The 22,358-nt window shown below is 61.4% G+C and carries 21 protein-coding genes and 1 pseudogene; 11 read left to right on the top strand and 11 right to left on the bottom strand.

Going from position 1 to position 22,358, the window contains the following annotated elements; genetic code table 11:
- Positions 1-42: 42 nt before the first annotated feature.
- Positions 43-2,094 (bottom strand): ribonuclease R family protein, encoded by a 2,052-nt coding sequence (locus SYN63AY4M2_RS01720; RefSeq protein WP_099887151.1) that lies wholly within the window; start codon positions 2,092-2,094, stop codon positions 43-45.
- 380 nt (positions 2,095-2,474) lie between these two features.
- On the opposite strand from SYN63AY4M2_RS01720, the gene SYN63AY4M2_RS01715 reads away from it, so the two are divergent.
- Positions 2,475-3,107: a response regulator transcription factor gene (locus tag SYN63AY4M2_RS01715; RefSeq protein WP_099812190.1), complete on the top strand. Its 633-nt coding sequence runs from the start codon at positions 2,475-2,477 to the stop codon at positions 3,105-3,107.
- A 199-nt stretch (positions 3,108-3,306) separates the two neighbouring features.
- Positions 3,307-4,515: a Coenzyme F420 hydrogenase/dehydrogenase, beta subunit C-terminal domain gene (locus SYN63AY4M2_RS01710; RefSeq protein ID WP_011430080.1), complete on the top strand. Its 1,209-nt coding sequence runs from the start codon at positions 3,307-3,309 to the stop codon at positions 4,513-4,515.
- Positions 4,516-4,537: 22 nt separating this feature from the next.
- Here SYN63AY4M2_RS01710 and SYN63AY4M2_RS01705 read toward each other — a convergent pair whose 3' ends face one another.
- Entirely contained in the window at positions 4,538-5,734 is a 1,197-nt protein-coding gene (locus SYN63AY4M2_RS01705) for an aspartate aminotransferase (RefSeq protein ID WP_011430081.1), read from the bottom strand.
- A gap of 165 nt (positions 5,735-5,899) precedes the next feature.
- On the opposite strand from SYN63AY4M2_RS01705, the gene der reads away from it, so the two are divergent.
- On the top strand, positions 5,900-7,279 hold the full coding sequence (gene der / locus SYN63AY4M2_RS01700) for a ribosome biogenesis GTPase Der (RefSeq protein ID WP_011430082.1): 1,380 nt from the start codon (positions 5,900-5,902) through the stop codon (positions 7,277-7,279).
- A 35-nt stretch (positions 7,280-7,314) separates the two neighbouring features.
- Positions 7,315-7,779, top strand: coding sequence for an SsrA-binding protein SmpB (smpB, locus tag SYN63AY4M2_RS01695; protein WP_011430083.1), 465 nt, complete (start codon positions 7,315-7,317; stop codon positions 7,777-7,779).
- A gap of 185 nt (positions 7,780-7,964) precedes the next feature.
- On the opposite strand, the gene SYN63AY4M2_RS01690 is transcribed toward smpB, so the two are convergent.
- From SYN63AY4M2_RS01690 to SYN63AY4M2_RS01680, 3 genes are all read right to left on the bottom strand, one after another.
- Complete coding sequence (locus SYN63AY4M2_RS01690) at positions 7,965-8,567, bottom strand: glutathione S-transferase family protein (RefSeq protein WP_011430084.1); 603 nt, start codon at positions 8,565-8,567, stop codon at positions 7,965-7,967.
- Between the two features lie 71 nt (positions 8,568-8,638).
- A complete protein-coding gene (gene era, locus SYN63AY4M2_RS01685) occupies positions 8,639-9,715 on the bottom strand; it encodes a GTPase Era (protein ID WP_011430085.1) in 1,077 nt (358 codons plus the stop codon).
- A gap of 8 nt (positions 9,716-9,723) precedes the next feature.
- Complete coding sequence (locus tag SYN63AY4M2_RS01680) at positions 9,724-11,463, bottom strand: SpoIID/LytB domain-containing protein (protein WP_011430086.1); 1,740 nt, start codon at positions 11,461-11,463, stop codon at positions 9,724-9,726.
- 66 nt (positions 11,464-11,529) lie between these two features.
- Between SYN63AY4M2_RS01680 and SYN63AY4M2_RS01675 the strand changes: the two genes are divergently transcribed.
- Positions 11,530-11,961 (top strand): DUF1818 family protein, encoded by a 432-nt coding sequence (locus tag SYN63AY4M2_RS01675; RefSeq protein WP_049749741.1) that lies wholly within the window; start codon positions 11,530-11,532, stop codon positions 11,959-11,961.
- Positions 11,962-12,003: 42 nt separating this feature from the next.
- Here SYN63AY4M2_RS01675 and SYN63AY4M2_RS01670 read toward each other — a convergent pair whose 3' ends face one another.
- Positions 12,004-12,429, bottom strand: a complete 426-nt coding sequence (locus SYN63AY4M2_RS01670; protein ID WP_099884043.1) for a hypothetical protein — start codon at positions 12,427-12,429, stop codon at positions 12,004-12,006.
- A gap of 53 nt (positions 12,430-12,482) precedes the next feature.
- Positions 12,483-13,478: an AAA family ATPase gene (locus SYN63AY4M2_RS01665; RefSeq protein WP_011430088.1), complete on the bottom strand. Its 996-nt coding sequence runs from the start codon at positions 13,476-13,478 to the stop codon at positions 12,483-12,485.
- A gap of 129 nt (positions 13,479-13,607) precedes the next feature.
- Between SYN63AY4M2_RS01665 and SYN63AY4M2_RS01660 the strand changes: the two genes are divergently transcribed.
- The 3 genes from SYN63AY4M2_RS01660 to SYN63AY4M2_RS01650 all read left to right on the top strand — a co-directional run bounded on the left by SYN63AY4M2_RS01660 (position 13,608) and on the right by SYN63AY4M2_RS01650 (position 16,837).
- Positions 13,608-14,048, top strand: coding sequence for an Rrf2 family transcriptional regulator (locus tag SYN63AY4M2_RS01660; protein WP_011430089.1), 441 nt, complete (start codon positions 13,608-13,610; stop codon positions 14,046-14,048).
- Between the two features lie 153 nt (positions 14,049-14,201).
- Positions 14,202-15,116, top strand: coding sequence for a S1 RNA-binding domain-containing protein (locus SYN63AY4M2_RS01655; RefSeq protein ID WP_011430091.1), 915 nt, complete (start codon positions 14,202-14,204; stop codon positions 15,114-15,116).
- 515 nt (positions 15,117-15,631) lie between these two features.
- The gene (locus SYN63AY4M2_RS01650; protein ID WP_240530470.1) at positions 15,632-16,837 is read left to right on the top strand and encodes an S-layer homology domain-containing protein; all 1,206 of its coding nucleotides are present in this window, start codon (positions 15,632-15,634) and stop codon (positions 16,835-16,837) included.
- Positions 16,838-16,994: 157 nt separating this feature from the next.
- Here SYN63AY4M2_RS01650 and SYN63AY4M2_RS01645 read toward each other — a convergent pair whose 3' ends face one another.
- Entirely contained in the window at positions 16,995-17,636 is a 642-nt protein-coding gene (locus SYN63AY4M2_RS01645; protein WP_011430093.1) for an exopolysaccharide biosynthesis protein, read from the bottom strand.
- A gap of 192 nt (positions 17,637-17,828) precedes the next feature.
- Here SYN63AY4M2_RS01645 and SYN63AY4M2_RS01640 point away from each other — a divergent pair, with 192 nt between their 5' ends.
- Positions 17,829-18,221: a hypothetical protein gene (locus tag SYN63AY4M2_RS01640; RefSeq protein WP_041438250.1), complete on the top strand. Its 393-nt coding sequence runs from the start codon at positions 17,829-17,831 to the stop codon at positions 18,219-18,221.
- Here SYN63AY4M2_RS01640 and SYN63AY4M2_RS01635 read toward each other — a convergent pair.
- Together SYN63AY4M2_RS01635 and SYN63AY4M2_RS01630 are read right to left on the bottom strand one after the other, a co-directional pair.
- A complete protein-coding gene (locus SYN63AY4M2_RS01635) occupies positions 18,200-18,946 on the bottom strand; it encodes a GvpL/GvpF family gas vesicle protein (protein WP_041438253.1) in 747 nt (248 codons plus the stop codon). The two genes, SYN63AY4M2_RS01640 and SYN63AY4M2_RS01635, sit on opposite strands and share 22 nt — an antisense overlap.
- Positions 18,924-20,045 (bottom strand): NDP-sugar synthase, encoded by a 1,122-nt coding sequence (locus tag SYN63AY4M2_RS01630; RefSeq protein WP_011430095.1) that lies wholly within the window; start codon positions 20,043-20,045, stop codon positions 18,924-18,926. Before SYN63AY4M2_RS01630 ends, SYN63AY4M2_RS01635 begins: the two co-directional genes overlap by 23 nt.
- Positions 20,046-20,301: 256 nt before the next feature.
- Between SYN63AY4M2_RS01630 and hisG the strand changes: the two genes are divergently transcribed.
- Both hisG and SYN63AY4M2_RS01620 read left to right on the top strand, forming a co-directional pair.
- Complete coding sequence (gene hisG, locus SYN63AY4M2_RS01625; protein WP_228375470.1) at positions 20,302-21,057, top strand: ATP phosphoribosyltransferase; 756 nt, start codon at positions 20,302-20,304, stop codon at positions 21,055-21,057.
- Between the two features lie 199 nt (positions 21,058-21,256).
- Entirely contained in the window at positions 21,257-22,051 is a 795-nt protein-coding gene (locus tag SYN63AY4M2_RS01620) for a photosystem II manganese-stabilizing polypeptide (RefSeq protein ID WP_011430097.1), read from the top strand.
- Between the two features lie 73 nt (positions 22,052-22,124).
- Here the strand turns inward: SYN63AY4M2_RS01620 and SYN63AY4M2_RS14035 are convergent.
- A pseudogene (locus SYN63AY4M2_RS14035) lies at positions 22,125-22,358 on the bottom strand (RNA-guided endonuclease TnpB family protein); the annotation flags it as partial.

Below are 22,358 nucleotides of genomic sequence, written 5' to 3'. Positions count from 1 at the left end.
TCTGTTGTATCAACTGTTTGCCCGGACTGGGCAAGCCGCAGGTTAAAGGGCATTCTGTCCCACCTCCCGCAGCTCAATGACATCGGCGCGGGGATCTGCCTGCAGAACCTCCAACTCGATCCAGGCCCCCAGCGGCACCTGCCGTTCCAAGCGCACCGGCACGCGAAAGGCAATCTCATCCAGCATGGCCATCACCAGGTTCTCCTCCTCGCGCAGGTAGCCCAAGACCAAGGCCTGCCAAATCTGCCCCGGTCGCTGACGCAGGTACTCGATGCTCCAGTAGCGCTTGGACTTGCGCTCCACCTGGTTGGCCTCGGCGGTGCCTGGCTCGATCCCCAGCAACAATTGCTGCACCTTGGCTTCTGTCAAGGGCAAGGGATCCCCGCGCAAAAAAGCCTTGATCTGGTAGTGGGCCACCAGATCCAGGTAGCGGCGAATGGGAGAGGTCACCTGACAGTAGGCATCGAGCCCTAGCCCCGTATGTCGCCCCGGTTGGGTGGCCACTTCCGCCCGCGAGAGACAGCGCATGATGGCAAACGACCGAACCGGACCCTGGGGGTACAGATCCAAAACCTCCGGCGGGGGCAGCTCAGGAGCCGGCTGCAGGCGATAGGGCACCGGGATCCCGTTTTGGCGGGCAAAGCGAGCGGCTACCTCACCGGCCAGCACCATCATCTCCGCCACCATCTGCCGCGCCGGCGTATCCTCGATCACCCGCAGGTGGGGGATCTCGTCGATGACCTTGATGTCCTGCTCCGGCAGGCCGATGGGGATCGCCCCTTGCGCCAGTCGCCAGGCGTAGCGCCAGCGCGCTGCCCGAGCAATGGCTGTCAATTGGGCCTCCGCCCCCAACTCCAGCATCTCGTCGGCATCGTCGTAGGTGAGGCGGTAGTTGACCCGGATCTGGCTGAGGCAAATTTCGTAGTCGCGCACGGCCCCGTCGGATCCCAGCCGGATGCCGAAGCTAAGGGCAGGCCGCACCTCCCCCTGCACCAAGCTCATCGGGCCGGTGGACAACTCCGATGGAAACATCGGGATCACCCGCTCCGGCAAATAGACGCTGGTGCCCCGCTTGCGGGCTTCTAAGTCGAGGGGATCCCCCCACTGCACCCAACAACTGGGATCGGCGATGTGGATCCAGAGCTTCACCTCGTCATCCGACTCAAACTCGACGCTGAGAGCATCGTCGATGTCGCGGGTGCTGGCATCGTCGATGGTGTAGGTGTGAAGATGGGTGAGATCCCGGCGCAGAGGCAGATCCAAGAAGGGGGGAGGCCCGCCAAGCAAAGTTTGGGCGTAGCGCTCCACCTCCTTGGGAAATTGGGTGGGGATCCCCGTAAGGCGCAGGGCCAGGTTCTCGTGGCGGCTCCACAGTCCCAAAGCCACCAACGCCTCAAAAGCTCCCTGGGGCGTGTCGGGGAATCCCAGGAGCCGCAGCAGGTGGGAAGCCCGCTCGCGATCCGAGGGGGTGAGGTTGTGGGAAAGATCCTCGTAGTTGCGAAGGCTATCGGGTGCTCCCTGCAAAGCTAAGCGCTCCAACAGCTCCAGACGAGCCCGTTCCGCCGGGCTCCAAGTGTACTTTTGCCCAGGCTGGGCCACCGCTGCCTTTAGGCGGGCCTCAAACTCGGCCTGTTCCTGCTGCCGCTGCTGGGCGACAGCAATTTGATGGAGAATTTCCTTCACCTGAGCCGGAGTACGCGGCTCGTAGCCTTCCCCCTTTGCCTTAAAGTAGACGTAATCCTCGCTCAAAAGACGGTAGGCAGCATAGGTGGAGACCGGGGAATCGTCGGAAAACAACAACTGGGCCATCTCCGACAGGCTCAGGGGCCGACGCTCCTCCTGAACCAATTCCCAGGCCAAAGCCAAACTTTCGGGATCCAACTTTGCCTGCACCGCCTGCCAAAAGCCCGGGATATCGGACACCGTAAAGCTGGAATTGCCGTTCAAGGCAAACGTAATTTGGCGAGGGTGAACGCTGTGCACCTGCCCCGAAGCCACGCCCAGCAGCAGGTTCTTTTTGCCCTCGGTGCCCTCAACTACTGCCAGTACCCGCTCGTTGTTGTGGCGAAACTCGACCAGCGTGCCCTTTTCCACCCTCTTTCCCCATGTAGGTTGCCGCCAGAATTGTATTTTCTCCTGGCTCTACTTCTCCTGCCCATGGGGAAAACCCGACAAGCCAAACCAGCCCCAGAGGGCGAGCGCTTGCCAGCGGGAGGATCCCAAGGCAGGGCGGAGGCAGTTGCCGAGCGGGCCAGAGGAGGTACCCGGCCTCTTCGTGTTTCTTTGGATATGCCGCCACCTCCGTCTGTATGTGATACCTTATTATCCAGGTTTAGGGGAAACTGACGAACCGGCTAGAGGTTGGCAGGTTTTTTCTTGGCGCCACCTCGGCTGTAGATTTGCCGATTTGTCCAGAGGTTCGCTAAGCGGGCTATCCTTTTTCCTTGGGCTTTCTTGCAGCAAAGGGATGAGCAGTGGACAACCCAAAGCGATTGTTGCTGATTGACGACGATCCAAACCTGATCCTTCTGGTGAAGGATTACCTGGAGTTTCGCGGCTACGAGGTGGTTGCGGCGAGCAATGGCCTGGAAGGGTTAGAGGCGATGCGCCACTTTACTCCGGATTTGATCATCTGCGATGTGATGATGCCGGAGATGGATGGCTACACGTTTGTCCAGACCATTCGCTCCAACAGCGCGACGGACTGGATTCCGGTGATCTTTTTGTCAGCCCGCGGGCAAACGGCAGATCGGGTGCGCGGCCTCAACACGGGGGCAGATGTTTACCTGGTCAAGCCCTTTGAGCCGGAAGAGCTGGTGGCTCAGGTGGAGTCCGTCCTCAAGCACACCGAGCGCCTGTTGCAAATGCAGAATGCGGGCATTCAGCCGGTCATCAAGTTAGATCGGGAAATCGAGCTCACCCCTACGGAAGCCAAGGTGATCCAGTATGTGGCCAGGGGCATGTCCAACCGCGAGATTGCCGAGGTGATGGGAGTGAGCCAGCGCACCGTCGAAAGCCATGTCAGCAACATGCTGAGCAAAACCGGCCTGCACAACCGCACCGAACTGGCCCGCTGGGCCCTCGAAAGTGGTTTGGGCAGAGGCTGAGGGGGCCTTTGTTGCATCGCCGCTTGCCGACAAAAGGGCAACTCAGGGGATCTGGCTTTTCCTCTCTGTCTGGGGGCAACTCTGGAGGGGCGGGCGAGCGTTGGGCAGGATCGGGGATCTTTCAACTCCTCTGCCCGCCGTCTGCGGTTTTGGCGGCAAACTGAAGAAGGTACCCCGCCACGGCTACGGTTTAGACCTTATGGGATCCCGTTTACCGCGTCCGGCCCGGCCCATCCGCTCCGGCCACTACCCGGCCAAGGAGCTGTGCAGCCAGTGCGGCCTCTGCGATACCCGCTACGTCGCCCACGTCAAGGAAGCCTGTGCCTTTTTGAACCAGCAGTTCACCCGCCTAGAAGAGCAAACCCACGGGCGATCGCGGGAATCGCTGCGCTCCAAATCGGATGCCGTCAGCGACAGCGACTACTTCGGCGTCTACGAGGCAATGTACACGGCCCGCCGGCGGGATCCGATCCCGGGTGCCCAGTGGACGGGCATCGTCAGCAGCATCGGCATGAAGGCCCTCAGCAGCGGCCTAGTAGAAGGGGTGGTGTGCGTGCAGGCGGATCCCCGGGATCGCTTTCAGCCACGGCCTGTCTTGGCGCGTACCCCAGAAGCGGTCTTGGCGGCGCGGGTCAACAAGCCAACGCTATCGCCCAATCTCTCCGTGCTGGAGCAGGTGGAGCAAAGCGGCCTCAAGCGCTTGCTGGTGATCGGGGTGGGCTGCCAGATCCAGGCTTTGCGGGCGGTGGAGAAAAACTTGGGCCTGGAGAAGCTCTATGTGTTGGGCACGCCCTGCGTAGACAACGTCAGCCGCGCCGGGCTGCAAAAGTTTCTTGAAACCACCAGCCGCTCCCCGCAAACGGTGGTGCACTACGAGTTCATGCAGGACTTCCACGTCCACTTCAAGCACGAAGACGGCTCGGTGGAAAAGGTGCCTTTTTTTGGCCTCAAAACCAAAGAACTAAAAGACGTGTTTGCCCCCTCTTGCCTTACCTGTTTTGACTACGTCAACAGCCTGGCCGATCTGGTGGTGGGCTATATGGGATCCCCCTTTGGCTGGCAATGGCTGCTGGTGCGCAATGCGCGCGGGCGGGAGCTCTTGGATCTGGTTTGGGAAGAGCTGGAAACCCAGCCGGTGATCTCGCGGGGCTCGCGGCGGGCGGCGGTGCAACAGGGGATCCAAGCCTACGAGCAGGCCCTGAGCTTGCCCATGTGGCTGGCCCAGCTCCTGGCGGTGGCCATCCAGCGCTTTGGGCCGCGCGGACTAGAATATGCCCGCTTTTCCATCGACTCCCACTTTGTCCGCAACTATCTCTACGTCCGCCGCCACTATCCCCACAAGTTGGAGCAGCATGTGCCTCCTTTTGCCCGGCGCATCGTGGAGCAATACCAACTCCCCTCTCCCTAGGGGAGAGGGCCAACCCTAGAGCTCAGCAATAGCGGATCCCGGCTTCTGCCCAGCGGTCGATGGCCTGGCCCAGGCGTTCGCAATCGGCAATGAGGCTAATCCGCACGTAGCCCTCTCCCCCTTCTCCAAAAGCGTTGCCAGGGGTTACGACCACGCCTGTGGACTCCAAAACCCGCAGGGCAAACTCCGTCGATCCCTCGGGCGTGCCGTCGGCGGTGCGGGGGGTCGGGATCCAGAGGTACATCGTCGCCCGCGGCGGCTCGATCTGCCAGCCCAACTCGGCCAGGCGGGCAATGAGGTAGTCGCGTCGGCGGCGGTAGCGCTCCTGCACCTGCTGTAGGTAGCTATCTGGCAAGGCCAAAGCGGTCTCGGCCGCCTTTTGCAGGGCGCCAAAAATGCCGTAGTCGAGGTTGGTTTTCAGGGTGCGCAGGCTCTGGATAATCTGGCGGTTGCCCACCACAAAGCCTACCCGCCAACCGGCCATGTTGTAGGTTTTGGAGAGGGTGTGGAACTCCACGGCCAAGTCCTTGGCGCCAGGGATCTGCAGCAGGCTGGTGGGCCGGTAGCCGTCAAAGGCCAGCTCGGCATAGCACAGGTCGTGCACCAGGAGGAGGTCGTAGCGGCAAGCAAACGCCACCACTGCTTCAAAAAAGGAGCGGGTCGCCACCGCTGTTGTCGGGTTGTTGGGGTAGTTGAAGTAGAGCAGCCGCGCCTGCTTGGCCACCTCCGGCGGGATCTCTTGCAGGTCGATGAGCCATCCTTTCTCCGGGCGCAGCAGCAGTGGGTAGATCTGCCCGCCGGCAATCAGGGGACCGCGAAAATGGGGCGGGTAGGCAGGGCTAGGCACCAGCACCAGATCCCCTGGATCCACGTAGGCCAGGGCCAGGTGGGTCAGGCCCTCTTTGGATCCCAATAGAGGCAGCACCTCGCCATTGGGATCCAGCTCCACCCCGTAGCGGCGCCAATACCACTCGGCAATTGCCTGGCGAAAGCTAGCCGTGCCCTCGAAGGGTGGGTAGCCGTGGTGAGCGGGATCGGCAATGGCGGCCTGGGCCGCCTCCACCACCGGCTGGGGGGTGGGGCCATCGGGGTTGCCCATGCCCAGATCGATCAAATCCAACCCCTGCTGGCGGGCGCGGGCCTTCAGCTCATCCAAGCGGGCAAAGACATAGGCAGGCAGTTTGTTCAGCCGCTGGGCAGGGGCGAGGGCACGGTTCATAGCAAGGAGGGGAAACGAGTGCAGCCGGTGTCTGATGGGAGGTTAGCTACCTAACTTACCGCCAGAGCTGCCTTCAGGGCAATGATTGAGATCAGCGGGTTTGGGCATCTGGGATCCCAAAGGCTAGGATAGAAGTCTGGGTTCGGCTTTTTGGCAAGCGGAGCAGTGGCTTTACCCCTTGTAGCCGTTGTGGGTCGCCCCAACGTGGGCAAATCCAGCCTCGTCAACCGCCTGGCGGGGGTGCGCTCGGCCATTGTCCACGACGAGCCGGGCATCACGCGGGATCGCCTCTACCAAGAGGTGGAGTGGAACGGGCGCCGCCTGCGGGTGGTGGATACCGGCGGCCTGGTCTTCGGCGACGACAGCGAGTTTTTGCCCCACATCCGTCAGCAGGCCATGGCGGCGATGGCCGAGGCCCACGCTGTAATCTTTGTGGTGGATGGCCGCGAGGGGCTGACCCCTGCTGACAAAGAATTGGCCGATTGGCTGCGCAGACAACCCCTGCCGGTGGTGGTGGCCGTCAACAAGTGCGAGTCGGGGCAACTGGGCCTGGCGCAGGCGGCGGCTTTTTGGGAGTTGGGGCTGGGGGAGCCGATCCCTTGTTCTGCCGTCCACGGCAATGGGGTAGCCGAGCTGTTGGAGGCGGTGCTGCCTCACTTGCCCGAAGTGGCCCAAGAAGCCGCAGATGAGCCGGATCCCATCGCCGTGGCCATTGTAGGGCGGCCCAACGTAGGCAAGTCCAGCCTGCTCAACCGCCTGGTGGGATCCGAGCGGGCCATTGTCAGCCCCATTGCTGGCACCACCCGCGATGCCGTTGACACCCTGGTGGAGTGGGAGGGGCAGAGCTATCGTCTCATCGACACGGCTGGGATCCGCAGAAAAAGCCGGGTGGAATATGGGGTGGAGTTTTTCAGCATTAACCGCGCCTTCAAAGCCATCCAGCGCTCGGACGTGGTGCTGCTGGTCATTGACGCCCTGGAGGGGGTAACCGAGCAGGATCAGCGGTTGGCTGGCCGCATCGAAGAAGAAGGCCGCGCCTGCATCATCGTTGTCAACAAGTGGGACGCGGTGGAAAACAAAGATACTCACACCATTAACGAGTACACCCGCGAGATCCGCGAGCGGCTTTATTTCATTGACTGGGCACCCCTGTTGTTTGTCAGCGCCCTCACGGGGCAGCGCACCCACAAGATCTTTGCCGAGGTCAACACAGCGGTAGCCGCCCATCGCAAGCGCATCGCCACCTCCGTGGTCAATGAAGTTCTCCAGGATGCCCTCGCCTGGCAGTCACCCCCCGCCAACCGCCAGGGCAAGCAGGGCAAAATCTACTACGGCACCCAGGTGGCGGAGCGGCCTCCCACCTTTCTCCTGTTTGTCAACGATCCCGATCTGTTCAAAGAGAACTACCGCCGCTACCTGGAAAAGCACTTCCGGCAAAACCTCGACTTCACCGGTACCCCCATTCGCTTTCGCTGGCGCAGCAAATCCGAGCGCCTGGTGGGACGGGCAGTGCAAAAATTGGAGGGTTCCCTGGCCTCTCGTTAGGCCCTCTGGTGGACGAAGCTCTCTTCTGAAAGCGTATGGCTGTGGATCCCAACGTCAAAACCCTGGTGGAGAATCGCCGCGCCCGCTTCGAGTACGAGATCTTGGAGACCTACGAAGCCGGGATCCAACTGACCGGCACAGAGGTAAAGTCCATCCGAGCGGGCAAAGCCAACTTGCAAGACGCTTTTGCCCTCTTTCGCGATGGCGAGGCCTGGCTGCACAACTTGCATGTTGCCCCCCACGGAACTGCCAGCAAGGTGTTTAACCACGACCCGACCCGCCGCCGCAAGCTGTTGTTGCACCGCCGCGAGATCGACCGGCTGCGGGGCCTGGTGGAGCAAAAAGGCCTGACTGTGGTTCCCCTGCGGCTGGTGCTCAACCGCGGCTGGATCAAGGCTCACCTGGGCGTGGCCCGCGGCAAAAAGCTCCACGACAAGCGACAAGCAATTAAGGAACGGGAGACGCGGCGGGAGATCCAGCGGGAGCTCAAGGGGCGCTAGGGCCCGACAAGCTCCTGGCAGCTCCTATTTTCCGAGGGGGGTGGCCCAAAGCCGCTGGAGCCCTTCGTGGCAACAATTTCCAGTTTTCCTCTCCCTCAGGGAGAGGGGCTGGGAGTGAGAAATCCTCCGCTAGGATTGGAAGCGAGATCCGACTCGGTCGGCTGCAAAGGCACCACTGGGAAATTCTAGGCGCCGGGGAGAGGAAAGAAGCGGTCGGTGGCCTTGACCCGCTCACACCAGGCGCGGATGTTGGGGAAGGGCTTGAGGTCAAACCCGCCCTGCTCGGCCACATGGGTATAGGTAAACAGGGCCAGATCGGCGATGGTGTAGCGGTTGCCCACGAAGAACTCCTTCTCCCGTAGGTGGCTTTCCATGATCTCCAGAGCCTCGGTACCGAGTTTCAGGTTCTGGGCAATTAGCTCGGCATTGGCCTCGGCCTGGCCGGCTCGCACCCAAAAGCGGGTGGTGGCAATGTAGCGGGCAATGCGGGTTTGTTCAAAAAGGAGCCATTTCAAGATCTCGGCTCGCTCCAGCCGCGTCTGGCCATAGAGGGGAGTGTCCTCTGCTAGGTAAACCAAGATTGCGGCTGACTCGGCCAAGACGGTGCCGTCTTCCAGCTCCAAAGCCGGGATCTGCCCCAGGGGGTTCTTGGCCAGGTACTCGGGGCGGCGATTTTCTCCGACCCTGGAGTTGACCTCAACCGTCTCGTAAGGGATCCCCAACTGTTTGAGAAGCAGCTCTACTTTGTAGCAATTCCCGGAGGTCGGGATCCCATACAGTCGCAGCATTGCCGTTAACCTCAACGTGCAGCATCCCCATCAATACCACCAGATAGCTCAACCTCAGCCACAAAACCCCTTCACGTTTCAACGCGGTAGCCGAAGTCGCGCAGCAGGTGCTCGGAGCGCCGCCAGTGGGGCCGCACCTTGACGAACAGCTCCAGGTACACCTTGCCGGCAATGAGCTTTTGAATCTGGAGGCGGGCGGCCTGGCCAATTTGCTTGAGCCTTTCCCCCCCTTTGCCGATGAGGATCCCTTTTTGCGAGTCCCGCTCCACGTAGAGGGTGGCCAGGACGCGGGTGACGGTGGGGGTTTCTTCCACCTGGTCGATGGTGACGGCCACCGAGTGGGGCACCTCCTCGCGGGTGTGCAAGAGAACTTGCTCGCGGATCAACTCCGCCATGATAAACCGCTCCGGCTGATCCGTCACCAGATCCGGGGGATAGTAGTAGGGCCCAGGGGGCAGCAGGTCGACGGTGGCCTGGATGAGGGGCGCCAAGCTGCCGGGATCCAACGCCGACACCCAGACGACGGGGGCACCGGGGCGCAGGGCTTGGTAGCTCTCTTGGTGGGCCTGGCGCGCGGCAGACTCTTTGGGCAGCAGATCGGCTTTGTTGCAGACGAGGATGCAGGGGGTCGCGCTGGGGATCCGCTCGGCGATAAAAGCATCCCCCCGCCCTGCCGGCACCGAGCCATCCACCACGAAGAGGACGACATCCACGCTCCCAATGGCAGCCTGGGCGTTGTGTACCAAGATCTCCCCCAGGCGGTGGTGGGGCTTGTGGATGCCAGGGGTGTCCACCCAGATGATCTGGGCTTGCGGCAAAGAGAGGATCCCCCGCAGGCGGTTGCGGGTGGTCTGGGCCACGGGAGAAGTGATGGCGATCTTCTGGCCCACCAGAGCGTTCATCAAGGTGGACTTGCCCACATTGGGCCGCCCGATGAGCGCCGCAAATCCCGACTTAAACCCCGGTGGGGCGACCGGGATCCCCGACAGCCCCGCCTCCCCCCGGCCACCCTCTTGTCCCCTCGTGTACGGGGGGATGTAGGGGGGGGCCAGCTCTGGCGGCGCTTGGGCCGCCCCTTCCTGCCACCCTTCCTCTGGAGCGGGATCCCGAAGAGGGGGATGGCCGCGTTCCCGTCGCTCTTCTTCCATCGTGCCCCCTATCTCTGGTAGCCGGACCAGGACTGCGCCTGGCTACTGTCAAAGGCCAGGGAAACCTCAGGCAACTGCAGGGAGAGGGATCCCAGCTCGGCCAGGGTGGTGCCGGGGTAGTAAAAGGCGAGGATTTGCGCCGCGTTCAACCCCCGCCGCGCCAGGGTGTAGGCGCCGTACTGGCTCAGCCCCACCCCGTGGCCAAAGCCGCCGCCGATAAAGCGGTAGCCTGTCAGCCGCCCGCTCTGTTTCAGGGGTTCCACGCGAAACAGAGTGCTGTACAGGCGGGGAAAAGCCAGGCGCACCTGATCCTTGCGCAAAAGAATCGAGTGGAGCCCTTGGGGCGTCTGCAAGTCCACGTGCAGCGCCTGCACCCGACCACTGACCGAGCGCTCCAGGACGTGCAGCCCCTGGATGGTCATCCACTCGGGGAGAGGGATCCCGAGGTACTCTTGAGCGGCCCGCAGTTGGGCGTTTAGCTCCTCCAGCGACTGAGAAAACTCCCAGCGGAAGAGGCGCGATACCCCTGCTTCGTTGAAACCCTCCCGCCGGGCCAGAAAGGCCTTGAAGTCGCTCTCCTGCCGCAAATCGAAGGGCTGATCGGGCTGGTGGGCGATATCCACCTGCGGGCGCAGGTAGGGGCGCGGCTCTCCGTCCCAAACCTCTTCAAAGCCTGCCGAGATGCCGCCGTTGGTGGAAGAATAAACGGCATCCACCAGCTCGCCCTTGTAGGTGAGCACCAGGCCGCTGGTCTGGCGAATCGCTTCGTCGGCCCGCGGATGGGTGCCGCTCAGCCCCTTGTAAACCTGGCAGTGGGTATTGGCACAGAGGTGGTAGTCGTCGATCTGAAAGCGGTGCAGGTTCTTGAGGGCGTAGGTGCGCGCCAAAATTGCCTGGGCGGCCATGGCGGCAAAGGGGGCCCCTGGCCCCACCTCATGGGGCACCACCCCCCGTAAATAGGTTTCCAGGGGCACGGCGTTGACCACCGTATAGCTGCCGTAGGCATTGGGCTGAATGGTAATGGATCCGGCATAGTAGCGGTCGTTCACCCGCAGATAGCCGGCATCGGAGGTTACCCTCAGGCGGGTGCGATGGTAGCGAAAATGCTCATGTACCCAGCTCAGCTCCGCCCGTTCGCGCCGCTCCTGCACCTCCAGCCGCACCTGAGGGATCCCTTCTTTCTGGGCATACTGCTGAATCTGGATTAGTTGTTGGGGAGTGTAGGCGCGGCTGGCCCACACCTGCCATTCCTGCGGTTGGGCGATCTCGGTGCGGATGCCCAGAGATTCCCAGGAGTTGGCGCTGGCCTCGGCGCTCTCGAAGCTTTTGTGGCTGCTGAGGATGAGGCGGTACACGGTTTCCGGGCTGGCCAGGGCGCGGTTGACGATCCCAACCGTAACTTGTGGGAGCCGCTGCCTCTGGGTGCTGCCGTCTGCCTGGGCAAATTCCAGGGTGAGGAAAGACCCCAGCGGCGCTGCCAGCTCCACCTGATCTTGCTCAGAACGGCCAAAGCGTTGCACAATGCCCACGTGCAGGATCGGGTTTTCGGGGGTGGCCGCTGCAGACAATTGCGCTGGCAAGACAGGATCTTCGGCCTCTTTGCGAACCCCGGTCGCGTCAGCGGCACGGAGCACCAAGGCTGTCAGCAACAGGCCCAAGCCGGAAATGAGGCTGCTCTGTTTGCGCCAGCGGAGCGGAGTCCTTAAAAACCGGCGAGGTTGGGCAGTAGGAGACTGACAACTGGCCATGGCCGCTTTATCCTGACAACACACCCTGTCGATTGTACCCGCATCTTTTCTGGCCTAGCCGCAGCGATGGATGCTCCTCTCCCCTCTACCTCCCTGCTTTTTACCGGAAACGACGGTGGATTCTCGAACCTGCCTCCTCCTGCTCTACGCAAGGGATCCGGCTGGCGGTTGGGCTGGGATCCTGGGCGCTCCCCTTTTGTGGCCCTGGTGGGAGGAGAGACTTGGGCGTTGGAGCTAACCCTAGAAGAATGGCAAGCATTTGTGCAGGGGGTGTATCGTCTGCAGCAGGATATGGAAGCTGTCGCCTCCCAACTGATGGCCGAGGAGAGCATTACGCTGGAGCAGACCTTTCCTGCCCTCACGTTGGTTGCCAGTGGCAGCGCCACTGCTTGGGGCCTCTATCTCCAGTTGCACCAGGGCCGGCGGGGTGAGGGTTTCTGGCCAGCAGAAGTTGTCCCGGAGCTGTGTCGTGCCCTCGACCAATTCCAGGAGTGCTGACCCGCCGCCGCTTGCAGGTTTTGGGGAGGAACCCAAGGCAACTCAGGTCAAACTCCAATCAATTGCTGAAGAAAAGTACTTGATAAACCCTGAGGCCACCCCAACGACTAGGGCCACGATCGCGCCGCGGCTGATGAACTCCTGTTGGTCAAGCCGCTTGCTGTAGCCATCCATTTTGCCGCTTAGCTCCGCGATTTTCACTTCCAGGCTGCTACGGCTGAGGTCGATCTTGGCTTCCAGCTCGTTGCGAGTGAGGTCGATCTTGGCTTCCAGCTCGTTGCGAGCGCCTTGGATCTTGCTCTCTAGGTCGTTGCGAGTGAGGTCGATCTTGGCTTCCAGGTCGGTTTTGACCAGCCGGATCTCGCTTTTGATCTCCGTCACCTGGATTTCCAACTTGCGGTCGATTCCCTCCAGCTTTTTGTCCAAAGCCAGGATGAGGTCTTTAATTTCTTGATTGGGATCCGACATCCGCAGTTCTGCCCAAGACCGCTGGCTCCTATTATCGCCTAAGGGATCCCTCCTCAAACTGGCGGCTCAACCGTTGCCACGATGTCGCGGATGACGGCCTCTGCCTCCTGCCGTCGGTTGCTCGTCATGTCCCCAGATCCGGCCAAAGAAATGCGATGGGCCAGCACCGGCACAAACAAAGCTTGCAGATCTTCCGGTAGGCAAAAGCTCCGCCCTCTCACCAACGCCTGCGCCCGTGCTGCCCTTGCCAAGGCCAACGCCCCGCGGGTGGACACGCCGGCCCGCAACAGCCTGGAGGCACGCGTCGCCTGCACCACCTGCAGCAGATAGTCGGCCAGGGATCCATCCAGGTACACCTGATCCACCGCCGCCTGGATCTCCCGCAGCTCCGCCAGGGAAAGCACCGGCTGGAGAGCCTCCACCGGCTCTGCCTGCTGTCGCTGCAGCAGCAAAGCCCGCTCCACCTCAGGGCTGGGGTAGCCGATGGACAGCCGCACCAGAAACCGATCCAACTGGCTTTCCGGGAGGGGATAGGTGCCGTGATACTCCAAGGGGTTTTGGGTGGCCAACACCATAAAGGGACTGGGCAGCGGGTAGGTGCGGTTGTCCAGCGAAACCTGCTTTTCCGCCATTGCCTCTAGCAGGGCACTCTGGGTGCGGGGAGAGGTGCGATTGATCTCGTCGGCCAGGATGACATGGGCAAAAATGGGGCCTGGGCGAAATTCAAACTCCCCTTTCTCTTTGTTGAAAAGGGTGAGGCCAAGAATGTCAGTCGGCAAGAGGTCGCTGGTAAATTGAATTCGCTGAAACTTGGCCCCCAAGCTGCGGGCAATGGCCCGCGCCAACGTGGTTTTGCCTACTCCCGGCACGTCCTCCAGGAGGACATGGCCTTCCGCCACCAGGGCCGTCACCACGGCCTGCACCACCCGTGGCTTGCCTTGAAACACCGACTCGACGTTGGCGATCAGCTTGCCGATCTGCTGCCGCAAAGTTTGCAATCGCTCCGCCGGGATCCGCGCTGAACCGGACAGGGTGCCAACACTTGCCATAAACCACTCCCAAAGGGGCCTATTCCACCATACAGGCCCAACCCACCGGCAACCCAAAGGGGATCCCACAAAACCCCGGTGGAAAACCGGAGTATCATAGACCTGATCCTTGCAGGAAGGATGGGTATTTTGGAACTGTCTTGTAAAAGTGAGTACGCTCTCCTGGCCCTTCTGGAGTTGGCCCAGCACTACCATGACGGCCGGGTATTGCAGATTAAGGAGATCGCAGCCCACCAGTCGATTCCCGACCGCTATCTGGAGCAGTTGCTGGCCACGCTGCGCAGGCAGGGCCTGGTACGTAGCCAGCGGGGCGCCAAAGGAGGTTACTCTCTGGCTCGACCGCCCTGGCAGATCTCCCTATTGGACATCATTCAGGCCATCGAGGGAGAAGATCTCACCCGCCCCCGCGACTTGCCCAGCGGCGATCTCTCGCCGGAGCGCCAGGTGCTCTGGCAGGCTTGGCAAGATGCCCAGGCGGCAGCGGTGGGCATTCTCCAAAAAACGACCTTGCAAGACCTCTGCGACCGGCAGGCGCAACAGCAACAGGCCAGGTTGATGTACTACATCTAGAGGAAGCTGCCGGTGTCGATGCCCTGGGCTTGGCCTCCTCTCAAGAGGGTGAGTACCTCTTCCCGCCGAGGCGGACGAGAGGGGCTGGGATCCCTGTCAAGTTTTGGGTTATCCTGAAACCCATTGCCTCTTGAATTGCTTCCTTTGCATTCCATGACCTTTCGCTCCCCTCGCTCTCAGGCTGCCGATACGTTTTCTTCGGAAGATTTTGCCAAGGCTCTGGAGGCGCAAAGCCTTGACTTTCGACCGGGACAGGTGGTGCGAGGCCGCATCTTCCAGCACCAGAACGATGGGGCGCTGGTGGATATCGGCGGCAAGTCGCCGGCCTTTTTGCCCCTGAAAGAAGCCGGGATCCGCTCAGGAGAGGATTTGAGCGAGCTTTTTCCCCTCAAAAGCGAAGCCGATTTTCTCATCTTGCGAGAGGACTCGGAAGGGCAAATCGTACTCTCGGCGCGGCGGCTGCGGCTGAAGCGACTTTGGGAGGAGCTGGCCGAAAAACAGACCAACGGCCAGACGGTAACTGCCCTGGTGATCGGCACCAACAAGGGCGGGGTTCTGGTGGACGTGCAGGGGCTGCGGGGCTTTATTCCTCGCTCGCATCTCAACCAACGGGAAAATCTAGAAGAGCTGGTGGGCCAATCGCTGACCGCCAGTTTGTTGGAGGTCAACCCCGCTGCCAACAAGCTGGTGCTCTCCCAGCGAGTAGCGCGACAAGCTGAGAGCCTGGGAATCTACACCACCGGTCAGGTGGTGCGGGGCAAGGTCAGCGCCCTCAAGCCCTTCGGCGTTTTCGTGGAGCTGGAGGAGGGGGGCAGCGGGCTGTTGCCCATCAAGCAGGTCAGCCAAAGCTTTGTCGCCTCCTTATCCGACTTGTTCCAGCCCGGTCAGCCGCTCAAGGCCGTGGTCATCGATGTGGATGAGGCCAAAGGGCGGGTAGCGCTCTCTCTGCGGGTGTTGGAAAAATACCCCGGCGAGGTGTTAGAGCAACTGGCCCTCATTACCGAGGAAGCTGAAGAGCGGGCCGGCAAACTGAAGGGGAGAATCACGTCCGAGGGCAAGGTCATTTAACCCATACCGACTGCCAAGGCGCTCCTGGGCGAGCCTTCCGGATCCCTGGGCTGGGCCTCACCCAAGACTTGGCGCCGATCCCCCAATCCCGCCAGCAGCAGGGGACCTTTCGTAGCCACCGGCTGTGGAAACAGCACCCCTTATCCCTGATGCTCAGCTTCCCTCTCCCTCTGGGAGGGGGGCTGGATCCTATGTCCTGCCAGCATCAACTCCCTGGCACTGCGGAGCCCTGGGGGGCTGTTTCAAACTTGTACAGAGTGGCAATGCCGTGAACAGCAACTGAGGCTGGGGTGTTGTCTATACGCGATGCTGGCGCAACAGAGATGAAGAGATTTCCTTACCAATCCTCCGCTATTGCGTTTCCGTGCAAATCTTAGGTTGGAAATGCTCAAATTAGGACACAGCAAGGGTTTTAGCTATTGCCGCCACTGAGGAAATAGCCAGAATAAGAGTAGCTATTGACCCAGCAATGGGCGCTACGACAACTTGGTGAATGCACGATGTTTCCCTCTCTGTTGACCCCACGCACAGCCGGCCTACTCCTATCGGGAGCCGCACTGGGCATCCACTGCCAGGTGGCCATGGCCGCTCCTTTTCGCGACACCTTTGGCCACTGGGCGCAAGCCTATATCGAGACCCTCTCCTCTCAAGGGGTGTTGAACGGCTTCCCGGATGGCACCTTCCGTCCCAACGAGCCGGTGACCCGCGCTCAGTTTGCCACCCTTGTCACCACTGCCTTTCGCCTTCGCAACACCTCTGGTACCTTCATCGGCTTTCGGGATGTGCCTCCCAGCCACTGGGCGGCCAATGCTATCTCCACGGCGGCAGCCAACAACTTGGTGGCCGGCTTCCCAGACGGCACCTTCCGACCCGAACAGCCCGTTACTCGCACCGAGGCGCTGGTGATCCTGACTAACGCCCTTGGCAACACGAGTGCCATCCCCGCGGCTCAGCCGAGCGAGCTGTTCAGCCGCTACCGCGACGCGGCAGCCATTCCCAACTGGGCCCTGGCACAACTTGCAGCCGCCAACCGTGCCGGCCTGATTGTCAATTACCCGGATCCTATGCTTTTGGAGCCGAACCGCCCTGCCACCCGTGCCGAGGTGGCCGCTTTTACCCACCAGGCCCTGCTCAATCGGGGATCCCTGGTGGCCCAGAACCCGAGCAGTTGGGTTTCCACCCCCCCGGCGGGCTTTGACCTGCGCCTTTCCACGCTGGCGGCGGGCACCCTGATGCAGACCACCACCCCCTTCAACGAGCGCCTCTTCATCGCCCCCAACGAAACTCGCCCCCTGTCCTTGATCGTCCGCACCCCGATTCGCAACGCCCAGGGGGACATCCTGGTGCCTTTCGGCTCGCGGGTGGATGGCCGCTTTGAGCCGGCACCGGGGGGCACGCGCTTTGTGGCAGAAAGCATCATCGCCAACAACCAACTGTTCCCCTTGGCTGCCCAATCGGATGTGATCCACGATGTTAAGGATCCTCGCTACACCACCACGGGCAAAATCATCCAAGATGCGGCCATCGGCGCGGCAGCGGGCGCCATTCTCGGCTTGGTGACCGGCGACAATGCCATTGCCACAGAAGAAGTGCTGGGGGCTGGGGTGGCCGGAGCGGTGATCGGCAACGTCACGGCGCCACAGGTGGTAGTTTTGGATCCCAACCAGGTGATCGAGCTGCGCCTCACCCAGGATCTGGCGCTGGTCCCTCAATCCCGCTAGCGGCGCGGGGGTGTCCGTTGCAACAAGACACAGGCGATACAACTTCGTCACCGTCTTTCCATCGGTGAAGCTGGGCGTTGCCTCGATCCCCAACTCCGTATCCCCCCGTACACGGGGGGATATAGGGGGGGCCGGGGTTGGGAGTGAGGGCAAAAGGCTATCTTCTCAGCCAATCCAACAGAGTCGTTCCCCCCAGCCACAGGCCCACCAAAATGGAAGTGGTCAGCAGCCCCGCCGCCACACAGATCAGGGATCCCAAGCTGCACAGGATCCCGTCCTCTTCGAGGAGGCCAAAGGCGGTGACGAAGACCCCCATCGCCGGCAGGGTGTTGGTGCCGGGCACGGGAATGATCATGGAAATACCCATCAAGCTGATCAAGGTGCTCAGCCAGACCTGGCCCAGGCGGCTGGTGCAGACTGGTTGCCAACGGGGGCAGGCAACTTTTTCAATGCGCTGCAACCACGGGATCCCGGCCTGCACCCACTTTTGAAATTGCTTCCGTTCAATGGATGTCTGCAGCACCCATGGCGGCAGCCAGGGGGTGGTTCGCCCCGCCAGCATTTGTAGGGCCAGCAGCAGAATAACCACGCCAAAGGGAGTGGAATAGCCAGGAGCTGGCAGAGGCAGAGCAGAAGGGAAGGAGAGCACCGCCAAAAACAAGCCAAAGCTGCGCTCGCCCGCCAGTTTGAGAATCTCTTCAAGGCGGATGGGTGGGGATCCCTCTGGGTAAGGCTCGGGCTGCTCTGGATGGGCGGGAAGGCAGGCAAATCGGGCCAGCTCTTGCGATAGACGAGCCATAGGGGGGGGCTGCAAACGGTTTGGGAGCCAACGATAGCCTACTGCAAATCCAAGGTTTGTTGGATATCTTGAACAAAGGGGTGGTCTTGGAGGGGTAAGATGAGCGGCGAAGCGCTGGGCAAAAGGTTGGCTAGCGGTAGCCTTGGAGAAGGTCTGGGGAAGCATGCTCCGCTCAGCAAGGGAATAGGCAGGTTGGGGGGGACGCTGTTGCTGGGATCCCTGTTGGTGGCAGGGCGCGGTGTGGCCCTGGCCGAAGCGCAGTTGGAGGTGGGTACCTCCACCACCTTGCCCCCGCAGGCGGCGCCGCCGGTGTTGCCTCCCCCGCCGGTGGGAGTTCGACAAATTAGAGAGGATACCGATCCTGAGCAAACCGCCGATATGCCCCTTTCCCTTCTGGCCGAGCAGGTGCTGGAGGCGGTGTGCGAAGCGCAAATCGATCCCCAACGGGCCCTGGCCCTCATGCCCGACCTGAGCGAGTCCCACATCCGCGCTGCCTGTCCCAAGCGGCTGGCCCCCCAGTCCCTCCGTAGACGGGGGGATATAGGGGGGGGAGTACAGGCCGGTCAAAGCTTGGCGAAATTGTAGGGAGCGGTGAAATTGTTGTAGCGAATGCGCAGCCGTCCCTGAAAGGCTCGATCCAGCTCCTCCACTTTTTGGGCAAAAGCCGGCTCATCTTCCCAGTTGATGAGAAACGAGCTGTTGTAGGCCATGTTTTCCGTAAGCAGCTCTCCCTCGACGCGATCGCTGGCCAGAGAGCCGAGGGCGGCTGTGAAGGTTTGGGCAATGTGTTGGCGCCGTTGCTCCAGCATTTGCTCCAGAGCCTGCCCAATTTCCACTACTGCATCTAGCCCCAAGGGGGTGCCAGCCATTTCGTCCCGCCGGGCTTTCAGGGCCGGGTTTTCCTCTAGCCCCAATTGGAGCTCTTGCTGGGGATCCCAGAAGACTTTTACCCCCACCTCCCGTTTGCCCTCCAGGCGCTGCAGCAGGGCCAGCAGATCGGCCAAGTGCGGTTTGATCAAATCCTGCTCTACCTGATCCCAGCCGCTCACCACCAGGCCAAATTGCAGCGGCAGCAGGGCGCGGTATCCCTCGCTCATCACGGTTTCTAGGACAGCTTCGTGGGCCAGCAGATTGGCCCGGCTGGCCAAGTAGCGCTCCTGGCGAGCCTGGGAATAGAGAAAGGCCAAAGATCCCAGCACGTGAATCCCCACCGGCTGCTTGTCCAGCCCCACCACATTCAGGTGGCGCGGGCCGGGGGCAGCGACGATCCCGTAGAGATAGAGGGTGCTATTGGGATTTGCCGTTGGCATGGCTGCGAGCATCTCCGATCAACCAGGTGAGGTTGGACTCTTCCGTGTCGATGGCATTGCCATCGGAGGAAATACAGTAGCGACCCATCACCATCTGGTGGCGCAGGGTAACTCCTGCAGCGATTTGGGTGTAGTTGAAGATGAGGCTGCCATCCAGCGTACACCCTTCGTTCAACACACAGCCGTAGCCAATGGCTGTGGGGCCGATGAGCTTCACCCCGTCTGCCAGGTAAGTGCTGGCCCCAATGTAGACCGGCGGCTCGATATGGATGCGATCCCAGTTGGCGCGGATGTTGATCCCCGTCCAGACGCCGGGCCGAATCTGGATCCCGGGCACCTTGACCCCCTTGATCTCGCCGCGCAGCACCTTCTGTACCGCCAGCCAGTAGTCAGGGGTACGGCCAATGTCCACCCACTGGAAGTCGGCCTTGAGGCCGTAGAAGGGGGCGCCGGCTTTCACCAAGGCGGGGAAGAGATCGCTGCCGATGTCATAGGGGCAGCCGGGGGGGATGTAGTCCAGGACTTCTGGCTCGAACACGTAGATGCCGGTGTTGATGGTGTTGCTGAGGGCCTCTTCCTGCCTGGGTTTTTCTTGGAAGGCGGTGACCCGGCCCGTCGCATCGGTTACCACCACGCCATAGCTGGAGACTTGGCTGGGATCCACCTCTCGCAACACCACCGTGGCCAATGCCCCCTTAGATTTGTGAAAGTTGACCACCTGGGTCAGGTTGAGGTCGATCAGGGCATCGCCGCAGAGCACCACGAAGGTGCTGTCGAAAAAACCGGAAAAATCCTGGATCTTGCGCATGCCACCGGCGGATCCCAGGGGTTCGGCCACCGGCTGGCCGTTCTCGAAGTGGCCCTCGAAGGAAAAGCCGATGTGTACTCCCCACTGCTGGCCATCGCGAAAGTAGTCTTCGATCTGGTGAGCGAGGTGGCTGGTGTTGATCATGATTTGGTCGAACCCATGTTCCCGCAGCAGCTCCACCAAGAACTCCATGACCGGCTTGTGCAAAATCGGGATCATCGGCTTGGGCATCATGTAGGTGATGGGCCGTACCCGCGTCCCTTTGCCGGCTGCCAGGATCATGGCTTTCATGCCGTCCTCTCTCCTCCGGGTCTATCGTCTCCTGACTTTATCATCCCAGGATCGGCAGTCTGGATAACAGAAGAGGGTTTTCGCTCTGGGCTGGCCCCCCAGTCCCCCCGTGTACGGGGGGATAGAGGGGGGAATCGCCGCCAAGAGGCCGATCCTCTACAATCGAGGGGAAGCAACGCCCGCAACTGCTCTGCCGCTGTCAAGGCTTGACTCTCTATCTAGCCCTGGCAAGAGCAGGGATCCCGGACATCCTTCTATGTCGATGGCTTTCGGCCTCAGCCCCGCCCCGCATCCCGATACCCCAGGTTGCCGTTCCGCCGGCCAGCCGATCACCATTGCCCTGGCCAAGGGAGCCTTGCTGGCCGACGCTATCCGCTGCTTGCAACAGGTGGGGATCGATTTCAGTCGCTTTTTGGATCCCGGCAACCGCCTGCTGCGGATTGAATCGCCCACCCAGCTCAACGGGCAACGCTACGAGGCGCTGCTGGTGCGCAACCACGACGTGCCGGTGTATGTGGAGTACGGCCAGGCCCAACTGGGCATCGTCGGCTACGACGTCTTGCGGGAGCGCTATGCCGGCAGCGAGGTGCGAGTGGCCCACCTGCTGGATCTGAAGTTCGGCCACTGTCGCATGTCGGTGGCTCTTCGCCAAGAAAGTCCCTACACCTCGGCGGCCCAGTTGCCTCCCCATGCCCGCGTGGCTTCCAAGTTTGTCGGCTGCGCCCGCGAGTATTTTGACCGGTTGGATTTGCCGGTGGAAATTATCTCCCTCTACGGCTCAGTGGAACTGGCTCCCATCACCGGCATGGCCGATGCGATTGTGGACTTGGTGGCCACCGGACGTACCCTGAGGGAAAACGGCCTGGTGGAACGGGACTGCCTTTTCGAGAGCACCGCCCGCTTGATCGCCCATCCCACCAGCTACCGCGTCAACCAACAGCCCATCGGCGAGCTGGTGAACCAGATTCGGGAGCGCTGGCTGGGATCCCTGGTGGCGAGTGGCCCGCTTTGAGGGGGCCGCGAGGTCTTTGTAGAAGGGCAGGGGTCGGCAATCCAAGAAGTAGGAAAACGCAGCTACCCGACAGCTCTGCCTGGCCAGGAAACTTCTGCAAGCCCGGCCAAAGAGGGGATCACTATTGCGTACAATAGGGGCATTCGGGCTTATTTTCCCCAGCAGCATTGAGATTAAAACAGGTTTTTCGAGGTTGATTATGCGGTACCGTCCACTACTCGCCATCCTGTTGGCGCTCTGTTTGAGCGTCTTCGCCCTGCCGGCGGAGGCGGCCAAGGCCCCCTTAACCTACGACCAGATCCGCAACACCGGCAAGGCGGCCATATGCCCTTCCGTCTCGGACGATGCCCGCGGCCGCATCGAGGTGCCCAAGGGGGGATCCCTAAAGTTGACAGACGTCTGCTTCCAGCCGGTGCAAATTGAGGTGGAAGAAGAGAAACGGAACGGGGAAAAAGAGTTTATCAAGGCCAAAAACATCATGATCTCGGCAGCCACGCTGGGGCCGATTAAGGCTGAGGTCACCCCCAAAGACGGCGGGTTGGAGCTCAAAGTGGTGGACGGGATCACCTTTCAGCCGACCACCGGTCAGTTGCCCCGCCGCGAGCTGGTGCCATTTTTGTTTAGCGTGAAAGATTTGGTGGCCACAGCTCAGGGCTCCGCCATTGACCCCTCGACCGACTTTGAAGGGGAGTTCTTGGTGCCCGGCTACCACACCAGCACCTTCCTCGACGCGCGCGGGCGCGGCTCTAACACCGGCTACGACACAGCCGTAGGGCTACAGGCGGCCAAGGACGACTTCGCCACCAACCGCAAGGTGGACGAGGTTTCGCGGGGGAAACTGTCGCTGCGCATTGCCCGCGTGGATCCCAGCACGGGAGAGATGGGCGGCTCCTTCGTTAGCATTCAGCAGTCCAGCACCGAGCAAGGGGCACTGGAACCCCGCACCGTCCGTGTCCAGGGCTTGTTCTATGCCCGCCTGGCGCCGGAGTCTTGAAGAGAGCAAATTTTGGGCTTGAGGGGGCAGGGATCCGGTCGATCCCTGCTCACTCCTGTTGATACTGATACATTTACGCTGAACACTGCTGAGCATTACTGCTCAGCGGTGAAGCGATAGCATTCTGTCCGTTTCCGTTGTCACTACGCGACGCTGACGCGACCGCGCTACTCGGACGGAGTCCAAACAGAAAGGCGGTATCCCGCAAAGCCCTGAGCATAACACCCAGAGCGCCTTGCCAATCTCGTGGTAGCCTATGGTTGCACTTTGGGCATCTAAACACCTTTGCGCCACCCAACTTGGTGTG

Origin of the sequence: Synechococcus sp. 63AY4M2 (assembly GCF_002760475.1) — a bacterium.
Taxonomy (GTDB): Bacteria; Cyanobacteriota; Cyanobacteriia; order Thermostichales; family Thermostichaceae; genus Thermostichus.
Note: the sequence above shows the minus strand (reverse complement) of the source record. Positions and strands in the feature narration are given on the sequence as shown.